General features: G+C 67.2%; 14 protein-coding genes. 5 read left to right on the forward strand and 9 right to left on the reverse strand.

Annotation, left to right across the window (positions count from 1 at the left end; translation table 11 throughout):
- Positions 1-106: 106 nt before the first annotated feature.
- From QC283_RS00550 to QC283_RS00565, 4 genes are read right to left on the reverse strand one after another with little or no spacing between them, the layout of a single operon-like run.
- The gene (locus tag QC283_RS00550) at positions 107-448 is read right to left on the reverse strand and encodes an RRQRL motif-containing zinc-binding protein (RefSeq protein ID WP_279559283.1); all 342 of its coding nucleotides are present in this window, start codon (positions 446-448) and stop codon (positions 107-109) included.
- Positions 445-1,062: a GGDEF domain-containing protein gene (locus QC283_RS00555; protein WP_279559284.1), complete on the reverse strand. Its 618-nt coding sequence runs from the start codon at positions 1,060-1,062 to the stop codon at positions 445-447. Before QC283_RS00555 ends, QC283_RS00550 begins: the two co-directional genes overlap by 4 nt.
- Positions 1,059-2,177 carry a conjugal transfer protein gene (locus tag QC283_RS00560; RefSeq protein WP_279559285.1) on the reverse strand — a complete coding sequence of 373 codons (1,119 nt, stop codon included), beginning with the start codon at positions 2,175-2,177 and terminating at the stop codon, positions 1,059-1,061. Before QC283_RS00560 ends, QC283_RS00555 begins: the two co-directional genes overlap by 4 nt.
- Complete coding sequence (locus tag QC283_RS00565; protein WP_279559753.1) at positions 2,174-2,464, reverse strand: hypothetical protein; 291 nt, start codon at positions 2,462-2,464, stop codon at positions 2,174-2,176. The genes QC283_RS00560 and QC283_RS00565 overlap by 4 nt, the downstream gene beginning before the upstream one ends.
- A 480-nt stretch (positions 2,465-2,944) precedes the next feature.
- Between QC283_RS00565 and QC283_RS00570 the strand changes: the two genes are divergently transcribed.
- Positions 2,945-3,712, forward strand: a complete 768-nt coding sequence (locus QC283_RS00570; RefSeq protein WP_279559286.1) for a helix-turn-helix domain-containing protein — start codon at positions 2,945-2,947, stop codon at positions 3,710-3,712.
- Positions 3,712-4,185: an NUDIX domain-containing protein gene (locus QC283_RS00575; RefSeq protein ID WP_279559287.1), complete on the forward strand. Its 474-nt coding sequence runs from the start codon at positions 3,712-3,714 to the stop codon at positions 4,183-4,185. Before QC283_RS00570 ends, QC283_RS00575 begins: the two co-directional genes overlap by 1 nt.
- Here QC283_RS00575 and QC283_RS00580 read toward each other — a convergent pair.
- From QC283_RS00580 to QC283_RS00590, 3 genes are all read right to left on the reverse strand, one after another.
- On the reverse strand, positions 4,173-4,742 hold the full coding sequence (locus QC283_RS00580; RefSeq protein WP_279559288.1) for an HD domain-containing protein: 570 nt from the start codon (positions 4,740-4,742) through the stop codon (positions 4,173-4,175). The genes QC283_RS00575 and QC283_RS00580 overlap by 13 nt on opposite strands.
- A gap of 11 nt (positions 4,743-4,753) precedes the next feature.
- Positions 4,754-5,200, reverse strand: a complete 447-nt coding sequence (locus tag QC283_RS00585) for a GntR family transcriptional regulator (RefSeq protein WP_279559289.1) — start codon at positions 5,198-5,200, stop codon at positions 4,754-4,756.
- A gap of 125 nt (positions 5,201-5,325) precedes the next feature.
- The gene (locus QC283_RS00590; protein WP_279559290.1) at positions 5,326-6,750 is read right to left on the reverse strand and encodes a HEPN domain-containing protein; all 1,425 of its coding nucleotides are present in this window, start codon (positions 6,748-6,750) and stop codon (positions 5,326-5,328) included.
- Positions 6,751-7,003: 253 nt separating this feature from the next.
- On the opposite strand from QC283_RS00590, the gene QC283_RS00595 reads away from it, so the two are divergent.
- Positions 7,004-8,110, forward strand: a complete 1,107-nt coding sequence (locus QC283_RS00595) for a DUF4238 domain-containing protein (protein ID WP_279559291.1) — start codon at positions 7,004-7,006, stop codon at positions 8,108-8,110.
- A 555-nt stretch (positions 8,111-8,665) separates the two neighbouring features.
- Here QC283_RS00595 and ppdK read toward each other — a convergent pair.
- Positions 8,666-11,395 carry a pyruvate, phosphate dikinase gene (gene ppdK, locus QC283_RS00600; protein ID WP_279559292.1) on the reverse strand — a complete coding sequence of 910 codons (2,730 nt, stop codon included), beginning with the start codon at positions 11,393-11,395 and terminating at the stop codon, positions 8,666-8,668.
- A 493-nt stretch (positions 11,396-11,888) separates the two neighbouring features.
- Between ppdK and QC283_RS00605 the strand changes: the two genes are divergently transcribed.
- Positions 11,889-13,769 carry a CDP-alcohol phosphatidyltransferase gene (locus QC283_RS00605; RefSeq protein WP_443032524.1) on the forward strand — a complete coding sequence of 627 codons (1,881 nt, stop codon included), beginning with the start codon at positions 11,889-11,891 and terminating at the stop codon, positions 13,767-13,769.
- On the opposite strand, the gene dusB is transcribed toward QC283_RS00605, so the two are convergent.
- Entirely contained in the window at positions 13,770-14,936 is a 1,167-nt protein-coding gene (dusB, locus tag QC283_RS00610) for a tRNA dihydrouridine synthase DusB (RefSeq protein ID WP_279559293.1), read from the reverse strand.
- A gap of 108 nt (positions 14,937-15,044) precedes the next feature.
- On the opposite strand from dusB, the gene QC283_RS00615 reads away from it, so the two are divergent.
- A complete protein-coding gene (locus tag QC283_RS00615; RefSeq protein ID WP_279559294.1) occupies positions 15,045-16,490 on the forward strand; it encodes an MFS transporter in 1,446 nt (481 codons plus the stop codon).
- The last annotated feature ends 10 nt before the right edge of the window (positions 16,491-16,500 follow it).

The following is a 16,500-nucleotide window of genomic DNA, read 5'->3' on the forward strand; positions in this document are numbered from 1 at the left end:
GCCGGACCCGGGGAATCGATCGTGAGGCCGGGCAAGGGCCGTAACTAGCCTGACTTCCGGCTAGCTCTGGCCAAAGCTTCACGCGTTCGATGGGGCTGGGTTGTTCTCAAGCGGCGCGCTGTTCCTCGGGATAGGCGCAGGTCACGCACGATCCGAGCGTGGGCGGGATGACGTATCCGGCGTCCCGGTGGCACTCGGGGCAGGTGCGGCGGGCGCGCATCATCGCTTCGTGGGCCCGCCACCGGCCCGGCGTCATCGGCCGGACCGGTAGGGCGAGGTCGACGCGGTACAGGTAGGCGACCAGCGGCGGGCGGCCCCGCCGCCGGGGACGTTCGAGCTGTGCGGCGACGTCCTGACCACCGGGGCGCAGGTCACGGGCCCGCAGTTGGCGCCGGGTGGCGTAGCCGTCCGGGGCGAAGTGCCACCGGAAGACCGGCAGCGTGCTCATGCCGCGCCGCGCCGTCCGGGACGACGGCCGGCCACCGATCCGAGCAGCCGCCCAAGACGGGCCCGGCGGGGACCGGACCGGCCCGAGCGTTTCGCCGCGTACATGGCCTCATCGGCGCGGCGCAGCAGCGCTGACAAGTCCTCGCCCGGGTGGTCGGCGGCCCGCACCCACCCCAGTGACACCGTGGTGTGCACGCCGGGGGCGGTGTCGACCGGCCGGGCGAGGACGCGGGCGAGGGTGTGGAGCTGGTCAGCGGCCGTGCCGTCGCGGTCGATGACGACGGCGGCGAATTCGTCCCCACCGAGCCGACCCGCCACCCCGCCCGGGGTGGTGCCGTGGGCGAGGCGGGCGGCGACCGTGGCGAGCAGCACGTCACCGGCCGCGTGGCCATGGGTGTCGTTGACCTGCTTGAAGTGGTCGACGTCCGCGAGCACGACCACGGCGCGCGGGTCGCGCAGCAGACGGCGGGCCCGCCGGGTGAACGCATCCCGCGTCCACAACCCGGTGAGCGGGTCACGGCGGGCCGTGGTCAGCCGTGCGTGCAACCACCGGGCGTGTACCGCCCATGCGAGGACGGGCGGCAGGGCAGGTAAGAGCGCGGTGACGGTGTTCACGGCGTCACCGCCGTGGTGGCGCGTTCGGCGAGCAGGGCGTCACGCAGCTTGCGGGCGTTGGCGGGCGAGGTGCGCAGGGCCCGGCGGATGCCCTCCCCGGTCACCTCGGCGTCCGTCCATCCGGCCGTCGCCTTGCGCGCTTCCGCCATGAGCTGTTCCGGGGTGCGGCGGGTGCGGGTCGACTTGGCGGCGACCGGGACGCGGCCCGTCGCCCGACGCGGCGAGGTCGAGGCGGCCGGCACCGATCGGGCGGGTGTCGGGGCGATCGGGACCGGCTTCGCCGTGGGTGCGACGGCGGGAGTCGGCTTGATGCCGCCGCTCGACTTGCCGAGGTCGACCGGCGCCGGATCGGGCACCGAAAGCCGCGTCAGGGTGACCGTGGCCGGTGCCGATACCGGCAGGTCAGAGGTAGACCGTTCTCGACTACATCCGGCCGATTCCTCCGCATTTGCGATCGAGGCGGGAGACGGGGTGGTGGTGCCGAACATCGCGGCGAGGGCCGCGTCCGCGCCGTCGGTGATCCGGTCGCGCTGCACGTCCAACAGCCTCGATCCGAGCGCCGCGTCCCCGACCCCGGCCTTGCGCGCCAGACGCCACGACGCCCGATCGGACCGCTTGCGCACCCGGCTCACCGGGTGGTGCGCGGCACGGGCGCGGTGGTAGGCGAGGGCCTGCACGATGTCGGCGGTGCGCCGCTCGTTCTCCGCGTCCCGGCCGTCGGTGTGCACGACGATCCGACGTGCGAGGAACGCCATGCCCTCGGCCGAGACGGACATGCCCATCGGGGTCAGCGCGTAGACGACGGTGCGGCCCGGGTCGGGCGCGGCCATGGCGCCCATGACGGCGGCGGCGGCCGGCAGGGCCCACAGTCCGATCCGCACGACACGCGGCGAGGACTGCCCCAGCATGGTCAGTCCCAGCAGGACCAGGGCGAGCACGGCCGTGGCGCCCTCACCGGCACCGAGGGCACCGAGCGCGGTCCCCGTGCCGTAGGCGTGACCGATGTTGCTGTAGGTGCCGATGCCGCCGACCACGCCCGTGGCGAGCATGGGCACGAACGCGGCCGTCAGAACACCGATCTGCACCTTGCTCAGCGGCTTGCGGGTCTGGCTCATGCCGCTTCCCCCGTTCCCGCCCGGTGGTCGCGAGCGGCACGCAGGAACGGCACCGTACGGGTCAGCGCGTCGGCGTACAGAGCGTCCCAACCGGCGACCTCGTCGCCGGCCTCCGCCTCCGCCCGCAGATCGGCGAGGACGTCACGGGCCGCGTCCTCACGGGCCGCCCGCTCGCCGTCCGTCTCGGACTCCAGCGGGCCCCGGAACAGGTCGACGTCGATACCGAGCGCCAGTTCGGCGAACTCGAAGTCGCCGTGCGCTTCCTGGCCGGCGACGAATGTGCGCATACGCATGGTGGATCTCTCCTTGGAACGTCGGGATGGGGCGCGGGGCGGTCGGCCGTCCTGTCCGGGAGTGCGACCGCCCCGCGAAGCAACGGGGCTGTGATGCGAGGTGGTGCGCTGTCTCCTTCGGGAACACGGGCTCCCGTTTGAGGCGTATGGAGACGTGACCTTTCGGTCTAAGCCCTCCGGTTGACCAGGGGTCCGGGTCCCTCGGCCCGCTCTGTCCCGGGCCCCTTGTCGTGCACTCGATCGGGACGTCGAAGCGATCCGACCGAGAGGAACATGTATTACGTGTTCCTCATCTTGCAGAGAGAGGTTCGCCCCGTCAAGCCCTTCGACTGTTTGGTTCGCGCCCCTCGCGCTCGATGTACCTACAGACTGGCGTCAGGGACGGCGACGCTCGACTTCGCACCTGTACGACTCAGGTCGTTCTTGGCTAGCGTGAAGTCGTACCAAGTCGTCCCTGGGGAACGGAGGTTGGATGTGGCGAACGAGCGACTGCGAGGCGCAATAGTCGACTTGGGCCTGACCCTTGATGAGGTCGCCGAACGTCTCGGGGTGTCGGCCAAAACGGTAGAGCGCTGGATCAACGACCCGGAGCGCAAGCCGTACCGCCGCTTCCAGTACGCGACCGCCTCACTTCTGAAGTGCGAAGTCTCGTACCTCTGGCCGGACGAACGGACGTCGGCCGAAGTGACTGCCACGGGCAACGCCGAGTTGGTCAGGCTGTATCCGCATCGGTCCGTAGTGATGCAGACTCTTTGGACGAACCTGTACTCCAAGGCAACCCGGCAGTTTGATCTACTGGTGTACTCGGGGTTCTGGCTCACCGAGGATGCGACGTTTCACCGCATCGTGAAGGAGAAGGCGGCCGACGGAGTACCCATCCGTCTCATTCTGGGAGAGCCCACGTCGCCGGCCGTAGCCGTTCGCGGCGAGGACGAAGGGATCGGCGCGGCAATGGCGGGCAAGATTCGAAACGCCCTCATCAACTACGGCCCGCTCTTCGGTCTCCCCGGTGTCGAGTTCCGCTTGCACGGCACCACGCTCTACAACTCGATCTACCGGGCCGATGACGAGATGCTGGCGAACGGCCACCTCTACGGGGTCGGCGCCTACATGGCCCCCGTGCTGCACCTGCGCCGCGTTCCGGGCGGTGAACTCTTCGACGCCTACGCTGAGAGTGTTGAGAAGGTGTGGGAGTCGGCCCGCCCGATCTCCTCCCCCGCCGATTGGGAAGGCACGCACTGATGAGCCGGATCGACTACTTCCGCGACCCGAACGCCCCAAAGGCCAACTCGGTGGTCCCCTCGGTGACGGCGGTGGTCCGCGACGATGCGGGACGCCTGTTGCTCATCCACAAGACGGACAACGACCTTTGGGCCCTGCCCGGTGGCGGCCACGACATCGGCGAACGCATCGCGGACACCGTTGTTCGTGAGGTCCGGGAAGAGACCGGCATTGATGTTGAGGTCGACAACATCGTGGGGCTCTACACCGACCCTCAGCACGTGTTGGCGTACGACGACGGCGAGGTCCGGCAGCAGTTCTCCATCTGCTTCCGGGTCCATGTGGTCGGCGGCTCCCTGCGCACAAGCAGCGAATCGAAAGAGGTCCGCTGGATTGATCCGGCGGACCTAGACGGGTTGGACATCCACCCTTCGATGATGCTGCGCATCCGGCACGGTCTCGATGACGCGCGGCGAGAGCCCTACATCGGCTGACCGCCAACAGACGCGTCCGCCATCCGGTCGCAGACGCGCTTCGATGCCGCATGGATCTCGGGGGCCGCACGCTGGATGAACCGCCCGACGATCGTGTCCGGGCCGTATCGCTGCACGATCTCATCCAGCCGCTCAGACGGCGTCGTCTGTGTCCCGTCCGGCGTCGTCGTCATGTCGCAGTACAGCAAGGCGTCGACCAGGTCGGGACGCTCTAGCTCGAACTCGCCCTCAAGTTCCTGACGAAGTCCGCGCTCCTCCGCTTCCAGCAAGGCGCAGGAGTGATGTGCCACGAGAAGAACAACCCGTTCGTCCGCGCCTTCCTGCTCCCTGAGGAACCGCGCGCCGTCCAAGGGGTGGAAGCCCGTGGCAGCAATGGCCGGCGAGTAGCCGATGTCATGCAGCACGGCCGCCGCTTCCAACAGTTCCGCGTCACCCCCCAGGATCGGGCTCAGGGAGCGAGCGCGCTTGGCGACCCCGAGTGAGTGCGCCCACCGGCGCGGAAGCGGATCGGAAAGCAACGATTCAGAGAGTGTGTACGCCCACTCAGTCAGTCCCATGGCGGCCAAGACTACGGCCGCGCGGTGGCAGTCGGGAGGGCGCGCACCGTCCGGCCCTTGCCATGCACAGTGGCGAGCAAGCCGTTTCCCTCCATCTGAGCAAGAACACGGCGCACGGCGGTCCGGGACGCTCCGAACCGCTCACACAGCTTCGCTTCAGACGGGTACGTGTCTCCTACTGAGAGTGAGTCCTCTCTGATCACGTCCGTCATGCGCTCCACGAGCGACCGCCGGTCACCCCCTCGGACCACGCGCCACCCGATCCCGGGGGCAGACTCGACAACCCCGTCAGCTTCGAGAACCTTGAGTGCGCGGCGGATCGTGTTCCGGGAGACGCTGTGCGAGTCCATCAGGTCAGCCTCTGACGGCAAGGTCTCGATGCCCCGCTCCGCCTGGATCTTGCTTCGCAGCGACTCTGCAACGATCAGGTACGTACCTCGCGGACTACCCTGCGGCACTCGACCGCCCCCTCCCCGAACCTGACGGCGTCCTCCAGCGGCGCCTCTGTCGGGTCCAGTTTCCCACGTCAGGTGCGGCAACTGAAATCCCTCCGAGGGTCGCTTGATACAAGCAGCTCGCTTCACTAACAGCCTTCGCTCGCCACTGGCCCCCGACTGTCCAATAGTTCGAAAATTACCCGGTCATTATCGATTTTTGAGATGAGGTCCGGTTCGCGCAACATGACTGCCAGAATCTCCCTCAGAAGAATTCCCGCAATGTCAGTCGCTAGAAATTGCTTCCCATCAAGTGACACGATCCGTTTCTTCTCGTACTTCACTTGCCCATGCACGATGTTTGATCTATAGGCGTAGACTTTCTTGATCAGCTGGGCCACCATTTCCGATCTCTGATATTTGGCCCGCGTCAAGACAGCGGCTCCCCGAATCCCAAGCTTGTATGTTGTATCTCCAGCGGTCGTTCCGCCTAGGAGCGCCTCTATCCCGACACACAGGTCAACTATCTCGTCTAGTTCATCTTCACGAAGACTAGCAAGTTGAAGCCGACGCGCAGCGAGTGAAACTTGAGGATGAGCAACCTCTAGAGCACTGTAAAAGTCTGCGACCCGACTCCCCTGTTCCGATGACAAAGTTTCCGTAGGCGAGAATTTACCTCGCGAAATTTGCCGATCATAGCGCTCCGCAGAAAAGGCATGCGTGACCATAGGGAGCGTTCGCCGATACCCGTGAGACCACCCATCTGGAATAAAACAAACTTGATCGTATCCTGTGGGTTCAGAAACAAGGATCGAAACTGCGTGGACCACGCGATCAACTTGATCGTATGGAAATACATTCCATTGCTCTCGCCCCATCAAGAATGGCCACTCGACAGAAGCAGAATTCCGAATCACTACAGCATGGGTATACGCCCTAACAAGCCAATCATCCCGCTCATAGGGCTTCAATCCGATGACCCTTGCTTGATGCTGCTCGTCAGTGATTCGTTCGATGCTCACCGAATCAGACAACTGAAGTTGATCATCCTCAAACGAAACATTTACGATTGGCACAAAAATGTCAACAGGGAGCTTTCCCCCGCGCCACCATGTCTCCACCTCCAAGTATCTAGAAAGAGCATATTCTTCATCCCATTCAAACCCGCGAGCGTCGGCATGCCGCGCGGCTACTTCAAGAATTAGGCCCCTAGCCCCAAATTCGGCCATTTCCGCCAAGAGATCACTCGACTCGGTACGCCCGACCCCAAGAAAGGATGCGTAATCGGCCTGGGTTTTGACATATGAGACAAGTTCCGCGAAACCCTGGATTCCTTCATAGGTGAATGGCCTTGACTGGAATCCGCTTCCCCATCCAAAAACCTTTCGAAAGTCCGGTACGTGATATTGAGTCTTGAACGCTGGAAATATCTCCCCTTCCTTCATCTCCACGACAGGGTAAGAGTCATAGCTATCGATCTTCTTGTCTTCCGCCACTACCCTAGACATCTTTTCCAGGGCATCCCGAATGGCCGGCTCGGCGAGACTCCACAGCGCTTGGTCTCTGACAGGCACGTGTCCCCCCTCTGCGTCAACTTCTGCGGCTCTGCACCCGCATCACACACCGCTCTATCATAGAGACCTTCACCGCCTTGCTGCATCACATTTTTTGGGATCGGGTTCGAGCCTACGAATGGCATGCCAGGCGACGCGACGCAGATGCAGCCGAAGCGGCGGGTACCTCGGCCCCTGAATTGGAAGCGTCTACAGAAAACCTACTTCAGTAAACCTCAAGCATCCGAGCGGGTAAGATGCTAGGTTACTTGCCGTGACCAAGCGTAAGAAGAGGCGTGAGCCGCGCGAATTCTTGGCTCTGCTTGAAAGTGCCCGACGGGATGATGTCGGCGGATCGGCACCAAGGAAGCATCACCTCGTACCAGCCTCTTACCTGCGACGCTGGGCAGAGAACGGAAAGATTCGAGTAACGCACATCGACAAGGGGAAGAGTCATCTCTCTCCGCCTGAGAAAGCGGCCCGTGAAACGGACTACTACCGCCTGGAATCTCCGGATGTAGACGCAGACGTAATCCCCCCGTTGCTTTTTGAGAAAATGCTCGGAGAAATCGAAGGGCTTTCAGTGGGGATTGTAGATGTTTTGACGAAGCAAGGTCCGGAAGCACTATCACCCCCGCAACGAGCACAGTTCTCCTTCTTTCTGGCTCTCCAAATAACGCGCGGTCATTCCTTCAGAGTGGCAAACCGGTTGATGGTGCGGGACTATTTCCAGCTGAGGTACGAGGGGGTATCTCCGGACGGCGTGCGCGAGATGTTGATAGACGCGGGCATGCCGTCAACTGCTGAAGACGTAGAAACCGCCTACGCGCAGCTCCAGGAGATTGTAAATGGGGACGTATTTTTTGAACCGCAGGATCCGTCGATCGTCGCCCAATCAGGATCTGCGGCGGCTGCAATGGCTGAACACCTTTTCGCCCGTAATTGGTATACCTTCGAAACCAAACCCATATTGGTCACCTGTGATGAACCCGTGATCATGATAGGCGGGCCACCAAGAAGCCGAAGAGAGAGGGCAGGTGTTGCTACAGCCGGAGCCATAATATTCCCCCTAGGGCCCTCTACACTGCTCGCCATGTTCCTCCCTCATGTGAGACCCCGGGGGCCCTTGCAGCTAGACGGAATCGAAACCGCAGAGATTAACCGTGAAATCGTGGCATCTACGTCGCGATGGGCTTTTGAGAGGCCCTCTCGACATGTGACGGAAAAAATGCCCGTTCCGTCCCCTGCCCCACCGTTCATGCGTGAAGGACCCTATCCCGTGGAGGGTGATGAGAACCGGTTGGTCTTTCGGACCTTCCATCCCACGAGGTGGGCCAATACCGTTCCGCCTCCATGGCCAGTCGAACGGTGGTGGAGTTAAGGACCGTCTGTCCAGCCAACGGCCACAGCGGAACGTCAAGCTCCAATCTTGGTCACACAGGCCACGAGATCCGGGACTGGGAGCCTGCCGAGCGATCCATTCGAGCTGCGCGGCAGGTCTCCTGAGCATCTCCAGCCCGGTAGGGCCGTCTCATTTTCTTCTCATTCGTAGCCGTACGCGGTGGTTCAGAACCGTTCACTCAGCCGGATCGGCATGCCGTCCGCACGGCATTGAACGCCTCTGAACGACCCTGGATCACGCCTTGACCAACCCGGACAAACCTGCAAAGCGGGTAACACGGCTCGCTTCCGGCAGGGCTCAACTAGAGGGCACAGCGAGGGCACAACAGCGTCGCGCGGGATCAACGGCAACCAACGCAAGCAAACGCCATTTTTCCTGGTCAGCCACCTTGCTTGACATTTTCCGCAGCTGATGCACGAGAGGGCGGCACCCCCGCACAGGGTGCCGCCTCTTCCCGTGGTCCGGAGCCGCCGCCGATCGGTGAGGGTGGTCGGGTGACAGACGGCGGCTCCGGGGCCTGCGGCCCCCTCGGGGCTACCGGTGGTCGCTGCCCTTGGACCGCGACGCCGCCCGGCCCGCTTCCAGGCGGGCCACCGGGATCCGGAACGGGGAGCAGGAGACGTAGTCCAGGCCCACCTCGTGGAAGAAGTGCACCGACTCCGGGTCGCCGCCGTGCTCACCGCAGACGCCGAGCTTGAGGTCGGGGCGGGTGGCGCGGCCGGCCTTCGCGGCGGCGGCGACCAGGGAGCCGACACCGTCCCGGTCGATCGTCTCGAACGGGGAGACGCCGAAGATGCCCTTCTCCAGGTAGGCCGTGAAGAAGCTGGCCTCCACGTCGTCGCGGCTGAAGCCCCACACGGTCTGGGTCAGGTCGTTGGTGCCGAAGGAGAAGAACTCCGCGGCCTCGGCGATCTGCCCGGCGGTCAGCGCGGCGCGCGGCAGCTCGATCATCGTGCCGATCGCCAGCTTGAGCTTCGCACCCGTGGCGGCCTCGACCTCGGCGATGACCTGGTCGGCCTCGTCGCGGACGATCTCCAGCTCCTGGACGGTGCCGACCAGCGGAATCATGACCTCCGCGCGCGGGTCGCCCTTGGCCGCCCTGCGCTCGGCCGCCGCCTCGGCGATGGCCCGCACCTGCATGGTGAACAGACCGGGGATGACCAGGCCCAGACGGACGCCGCGCAGGCCCAGCATCGGGTTCTGCTCGTGCAGGCGGTGCACGGCCTGGAGCAGGCGCAGCTCGTTCTCGTGCGGCTCCTGCCGGGACTCGGCGAGTGCGACGCGCACCGACAGCTCGGTGATGTCCGGCAGGAACTCGTGCAGCGGCGGGTCGAGGAGGCGGATGGTGACCGGCAGGCCGTCCATCGCCTCGAACAGCTCGACGAAGTCCCGCTTCTGGAGCGGGAGCAGCGCCTGAAGGGACTCCTCGCGCTCGGCCTCGGTGTCGGCCAGGATCAGCCGCTCCACCAGTTCACGCCGGTCGCCGAGGAACATGTGCTCGGTGCGGCACAGACCGATGCCCTGGGCGCCGAAGCGGCGGGCGCGCAGCGCGTCCTCGGCGTTGTCGGCGTTGGCGCGCACCCGCAGCCGGCGCTTGCGGTCGGCGAAGGCCATGATGCGGTGCACGGCCTCGACCAGTTCGTCGGCGTCCTCGGCGCCCGCGTGCATGCGGCCCTCGAAGTACTCGACGACCGGGGACGGCACGACCGGGACCTCGCCCAGGTAGACCTTGCCGGAGGAGCCGTCGATGGAGATCACGTCGCCCTCCTCGACGACGTGTCCGCCTGGCACGGTCATCCGGCGGCGCTTGGTGTCGACCTCCAGTTCCTCCGCGCCGCAGACACAGGTCTTGCCCATGCCGCGCGCGACCACGGCCGCGTGGGAGGTCTTGCCGCCGCGCGAGGTCAGGATGCCCTCGGCGGCGATCATGCCGTCCAGGTCGTCGGGGTTGGTCTCCCGGCGGACCAGGATGACCTTCTCGCCGGAGCGGGACCACTTGACGGCGGTGTACGAGTCGAAGACCGCCTTGCCGACCGCCGCGCCCGGGGAGGCCGCGATGCCCCGGCCGACCTTCTCGACCTTGGCGTCGTCGTCGAAGCGGGGGAACATCAGCTGCGCGAGCTGGGCGCCGTTGACGCGCTGGAGGGCCTCGGCCTCGTCGATCAGGCCCTGGTCGACGAGCTGGGTGGCGATGCGGAAGGCCGCGCCCGCGGTGCGCTTGCCGACGCGGGTCTGGAGCATCCACAGCTGGCCGCGCTCGATGGTGAACTCGATGTCGCAGAGGTCCAGGTAGTGGTTCTCCAGCGTCTCCATGATCTGCATCAGCTGGTCGTACGACTTCTTGTCGATCTGCTCCAGCTCCGCCAGCGCGACGGTGTTGCGGATGCCGGCGACGACGTCCTCGCCCTGGGCGTTCTGCAGGTAGTCGCCGTAGACGCCCTGGTGTCCTGAGGCGGGGTCGCGGGTGAAGGCGACGCCGGTGCCGGAGTCGGGGCCCAGGTTGCCGAAGACCATGGAGCAGACGTTGACGGCGGTGCCGAGGTCGTGCGGGATGCGCTCCTGGCGGCGGTAGAGCTTGGCGCGCTCGCCGTTCCAGGAGTCGAAGACGGCCTTGATGGCGAGGTCCATCTGCTCGCGCGGGTCCTGCGGGAAGTCCCGGCCGGCCTCGGTCTTGACGATCTTCTTGAACTTGGTGACCAGCTTCTTGAGGTCGGCGGCCTCCAGCTCGGTGTCGACCGCGACCTTCTTGGCCGACTTCGCCGCCTCCAGCGCCTCCTCGAAGAGGTCGCCGTCGACGCCGAGGACGGTCTTGCCGAACATCTGGATCAGGCGGCGGTAGGAGTCCCAGGCGAAGCGGTCGTCGCCGGCCTGCTTGGCCAGGCCCTGCACGGACTTGTCGGAGAGGCCGATGTTGAGGACCGTGTCCATCATGCCGGGCATGGAGAACTTGGCTCCGGAGCGGACCGACACGAGGAGCGGGTCGTCGGCCTGGCCGAGCTTCTTGCCCATCTTCTCCTCGAGGGCGTCGAGGTGCGCACTCACCTCGTCACGCAGTGCCGCCGGCTCCTCGCCACTGTCGAGGTAGGTCTTGCAGGCCTCGGTGGTGATGGTGAAGCCGGGAGGGACCGGAAGGCCCAGGTTGGTCATCTCGGCGAGGTTGGCGCCCTTGCCGCCGAGGAGGTCCTTGAGGTCCTTGTTGCCCTCGGTGAAGTCGTAAACGAACTTCGCCGTGTTCGCTACCTGGGGTTCTTTGTTTTCCGACACGGGTCTCGACTCCTCGAGGACGCGGTGGCTGCCCTGACGGCGAGGAATGTACCCAGATCAAAGGCTCCTGGGTACGTCCACTTGCGCGTCATGCGCCTGTAACCACTCGTCCGCCAGCGGATCGAAAGTCAAGGCTTGGCAAGCGACCGAGGCATTGTGTTTTCACTTCTTGAACGAACGGGCTCCCGAGGTCCCCGTCGATCGCTCTTCTGAGCGCTATTCTCTACGTTTGAGTTCGATCGATGAACGATCAAGCCGTGGCACTGAGTGCCACACCTTGAGGAAGTGGAATCGCTCAAGATCCGCTCATCTGAGCACCGCCCTTATCAGAGGTGGCGAGAATCACGCTGCCACAGGCCGCCGGATTTCACCATGCGGACGTGATCCGGCCCGAGGTGAACACACCGCGCGCGGCGGACGTACGACAGGGCGGCGGGTCCGGCCCCCTCGCCGGGCCCGCCGTCCACCGGGTCACGTACGGAAGGACCTTCGGGTGCCTGTCATCTCGCCTTTCCGCCGGTCGTCGCGGACCACCGGCACCACCGGCACCACCGGCACCACCGGCACCACCGGCACTCCGGGCACACCCGACACTCCCGGCGCACCCGGCGCACCCGCCGACGCCACCGGCGCCCCTAAAACCCCCGAAGCCCCCGAAGCCCCCGGCCCGCCCGGACCCGCCGTGCTCCCGTCCCTCAAGGCCCGCCTCGCCCACTGGCGCGCCTGGCGCACCCGGTACCCCCGCACCGCCCGCGCCGTCCGCCGCGCCACCACCACCCTCGCCGCCGCCCTTCTCCTCACGGCGCTGCTGCTGCCGAACACCTTCGTCGCCCTTGAGCCGAACCGGTTCGCGCGGATCCCGGTGGAGGCGGTCATCGCGGCGGTGCTGTTGCTCTGCCTGCCGCGCGTACCGCGCCTGGTGGCGGCGGCGCTCTTCGGCCTCGCCCTGGGCGCGCTGACCGTGCTGAACCTGCTCGACATGGGCTTCACCGAGTACCTGGGCCGGGGCTTCAACGTCGTCCTGGACTGGGGCCTGCTGGACGACGCCCAGTCCTACGTGGCGGACTCGATGGGCGGGGCGGCCGCGACCTGGGCGGCGGTGGGCGCGGTCGTGGGTGTCCTGCTCCTGCTGGTGCTCATGGCGCTGGCGGCGGTCCGGCTCGGGGAGCTGCTCGCCGGGCACCGGGAGCGGGCGGCCCGGGGCGCGCTGATGGCGGCCACCGTGTGGATGACCTGCGTGGCGCTGGGCGTGCAGACCTTCGGCGTGCCGGTCGCCACCCGCGGCGCCTCCGCGGCGCTTCGGGCGCAGGCGCACCGGGTGGTGGACACGCTGCGGGACGAGGCGGCGTTCGCGAGGGAGGCGAGGGCGGACCGCTTCGGCGCCACGCCCGGCGCGCAGTTGGTGCCGGACCTGCGCGGCAAGGACGTGATCTTCACGTTCATCGAGAGCTACGGCCGCAGCGCCCTCGAGGACCCGGTCATGGCACCGGGTGTCGCCCGGGCCCTGGACACCGGCACGAAGGCGCTGGCCGGGGCGGGCTTCCGGGGGCGGAGCGGCTGGCTGACGTCGTCGACGTTCGGGGGCAGCAGCTGGCTCGGCCACTCCACGTTCATGTCGGGCCTGTGGGTCGACAACCAGCAGCGCTACCGCACCGTCACCGCGGGCGACCACCTCACCCTCACCAAGGCGTTCGGGAAGACCGGCGACTGGGACACGGTCGGCGTGATGCCGGGTGTGCAAAAGGCCTGGCCGGAGGCGGAGTGGTTCGGGCTCGACAAGGTCTACGACGCCTTCGACGTCGGCTACGAGGGTCCGAAGTTCAGCTGGTCGTCCATGCCGGACCAGTACGCGCTGGAGGCCTTCCAGCGGCTGGAGCACGGCAGGGAGCGGGACCGGCCGCTGATGGCGGAGATCATCCTGACCTCCAGCCACCAGCCCTGGGCACCGGTCCCGGAGATGGTCGACTGGGAGTCGATCGGCGACGGCTCGGTCTTCGACGGCATCGAGGCGTCGGGCGTGAAGGCGTCCGACGTCATCGCGGACTCCACCCGGTCCAAGGAGGAGTACGGCAGGTCGGTCGAGTACTCGCTCACGAGCCTCACCCAGTGGCTGGAGCGCTACGGCACCGACGACACCGTCCTGGTCTTCCTGGGCGACCACCAGCCGCTCGCCCGGGTCAGCGGCGACAGGGCGAGCCGGGACGTGCCCGTCTCGGTCGTCGCCAGGGACCCGGAGGTGCTCGCCGCGATCGACGACTGGAACTGGACGGAGGGCCTCGAGCCGGCCCAGGACGCCCCGGTGTGGAAGATGAGCTCCTTCCGCGACCGCTTCCTGACGGCGTACGGCTCCACGCCGCACCCCACGGGGAGCTGATCAGCCGCCCGAGGTGTCCAGCTCGGCGTCCTCGCCGACGCCCGCGCAGTCGTACGGGTCCTTCAGCCAGCCGTCCGGCAGGACCACCCGGTTGTTGCCGGAGGTGCGGCCGCGGGGGCCGTCGGCGCCGGTGGGCCAGGGCTGGTCGAGGTCGAGCTCGTCGAGGCCGGCGCGCAGCGCCTCCAGGGAGGAGGTGATCGCGAGCCGCCCCCGCATCTCGGAGCCGACCGCGAAGCCCTTCAGGTACCAGGCGACGTGCTTGCGGAAGTCGATGACGCCGCGTGCCTCGTCGCCGATCCACTCGCCGAGCAGGGTGGCGTGCCGGACCATCACGTCGGCGACCTCGCGCAGCGTGGGCCGTACGAAGGAGTCGGTACGTCCCTCGAAGGCGGCCACCAGGTCGGCGAAGAGCCACGGCCGCCCCAGGCACCCGCGCCCGACCACGACGCCGTCGCAGCCGGTCTCGCGCACCATGCGCAGCGCGTCCTCGGCGGACCAGATGTCGCCGTTGCCGAGGACGGGGATCTCCGGGACGTGCTCCTTCAGGCGGGCGATGGCGTCCCAGTCGGCGGTGCCGCCGTAGTGCTGGGCGGTGGTGCGGCCGTGCAGGGCGATGGCGCTCACGCCCTCCTCGACGGCGATGCGGCCGGCGTCGAGGTGGGTGAGGTGGTCGTCGTCGATGCCCTTGCGCATCTTCATGGTGACCGGCAGGTCCCCGGCACCGCTCACGGCCTCGCGGACGATGGCCCGCAGCAGGTTCCGCTTGTACGGGATCGCCGAGCCGCCGCCCTTGCGGGTCACCTTGGGCACGGGGCAGCCGAAGTTCAGGTCGATGTGGTCGGCGAGGCCCTCCTCCGCGATCATGCGGACGGCCTTGCCGACGGTCGCCGGGTCGACGCCGTACAGCTGGATCGAGCGCGGCGTCTCGGTCGCGTCGAAGTGGATCAGCTGCATGGTCTTCTCGTTGCGCTCGACCAGCGCCCGAGTGGTGATCATCTCGCTCACGAACAGGCCCTTGCCCCCGCTGAACTCCCTGCACAGGGTGCGGAAGGGCGCGTTGGTGATCCCGGCCATCGGCGCCAGCACGACGGGCGGCGCGACGGTGTGCGGGCCGATCCGCAACGGCCGGGTGGTGGTCTCGGGGGCGGGCGTGGTGGGCGTGGACATTCCTCCATTGTCACGCACGCGGGACGGTGCTCGTCGCGGCCCGGAAGCGAAGATCATGTATGGATCATTAGTTAACCGCACTATCGAAACGCGCGTACGATGGCGGCCATGCCGGAGCTCACCCACCGCCGCCGTCTGCTCGTGCTCGCGATCTGCTGCATGAGCCTGCTGATCGTGAGCATCGACAACACGATCCTCAACGTCGCCCTGCCCGCCATGCAGCGCGACTTCGACGCGAGCACGTCGGGACTCCAGTGGGCGATCGACGCGTACACGCTGGTGCTGGCCGCGCTGCTGATGCTCGCCGGTTCCACGGCCGACCGGATCGGCCGCAAGCGGGTCTTCATGACGGGGCTGGTGGTCTTCACCCTCGGCTCGCTGCTGTGCTCGCTGGCACCGGACCTGTCCTGGCTGGTCGTGTTCCGGATGATGCAGGCGGTGGGCGGCTCCATGCTCAACCCGGTCGCCATGTCGATCATCACCAACACCTTCACCGACCCTCGCGAGCGCGCCCGCGCGATCGGGGTGTGGGGCGCGGTCGTCGGCATATCCATGGCCGCCGGTCCGCTGGTGGGCGGCCTGCTGGTGGAGTCGGTCGGCTGGCGCTCGATCTTCTGGGTCAACCTGCCGGTGGGTCTCGCCGCCCTCCTGCTCACCCTGCGCTTCGTCCCCGAGTCCCGCGCGCCGAAGGCCCGCCGCCCCGACCCGCTGGGCCAGCTGATGGTGATCGTGCTGTTCGGCTCACTGACGTACGCGATCATCGAGGCGCCGCACGCCGGGCTCGCGACGGTGCTGCCCTTCGCCGTGCTGGCCCTCGCCGCACTGCTCGGCCTGCTCCTGTACGAACCCCGCCGCGCCGAACCCCTCATCGACCTGCGCTTCTTCCGGTCGGCGCCGTTCAGCGGGGCCACCGTCATCGCGGTCAGCGCCTTCGCCGCGCTGGGCGGCTTCCTCTTCCTGTCCACGCTGTACCTGCAGAACGTGCGCGGGCTGAGCGCCCTGCACGCCGGGCTGTGGATGCTGCCGATGGCCGTGCCGACCTTCCTGTGCGCCCCGCTGTCCGGGCGGCTGGTCGGCACCCGGGGCCCGCGGCTGCCCCTGCTGATCGCGGGCGGCGCGCTGACCGTGAGCGGGGTGCTGTTCGCCGCCTTCGAGGCCGAGACGTCGAACGTCACCCTCTTCCTCGGCTACGTCCTGTTCGGCGTCGGCTTCGGCTTCGTCAACGCGCCCATCACCAACACCGCCGTCTCCGGCATGCCCCGCGCCCAGGCCGGCGTCGCCGCCGCCGTCGCCTCCACCAGCCGCCAGCTGGGCCAGACCCTGGGCGTGGCGGTGGTCGGCGCGGTGCTCGCGGCGGGCGTGGGCGCCTCGTCGTACCGGGACACCTTCGTCTCCGCCGCCCGCCCCGGCTGGTGGATCCTGGCCGCCTGCGGCTTCGCCGTCCTGGTCCTCGGCGCCGTCACCAACGGCCCCTGGGCCCGCCGCACGGCCGAACGGACGGCCGAGCGCCTGGAGTCGGCACAGGTCCGGGAGGCGGCGCGATCGGGCGCGTGACGACACGCCC

Source organism: Streptomyces sp. DH41, from assembly GCF_029813785.1.
GTDB lineage: Bacteria > Actinomycetota > Actinomycetes > Streptomycetales > Streptomycetaceae > Streptomyces.

Coding starts and splice junctions, on each gene's coding strand:
- QC283_RS00565 (WP_279559753.1), bottom strand. CDS start 2,464: ATGCGCACATTCGTCGCCGGCCAGGAAGCGCACGGCGACTTCGAGTTC.
- QC283_RS00575 (WP_279559287.1), top strand. CDS start 3,712: ATGAGCCGGATCGACTACTTCCGCGACCCGAACGCCCCAAAGGCCAAC.
- QC283_RS00615 (WP_279559294.1), top strand. CDS start 15,045: ATGCCGGAGCTCACCCACCGCCGCCGTCTGCTCGTGCTCGCGATCTGC.
- QC283_RS00550 (WP_279559283.1), bottom strand. CDS start 448: ATGAGCACGCTGCCGGTCTTCCGGTGGCACTTCGCCCCGGACGGCTAC.
- dusB (WP_279559293.1), bottom strand. CDS start 14,936: ATGTCCACGCCCACCACGCCCGCCCCCGAGACCACCACCCGGCCGTTG.
- QC283_RS00580 (WP_279559288.1), bottom strand. CDS start 4,742: ATGGGACTGACTGAGTGGGCGTACACACTCTCTGAATCGTTGCTTTCC.
- QC283_RS00560 (WP_279559285.1), bottom strand. CDS start 2,177: ATGAGCCAGACCCGCAAGCCGCTGAGCAAGGTGCAGATCGGTGTTCTG.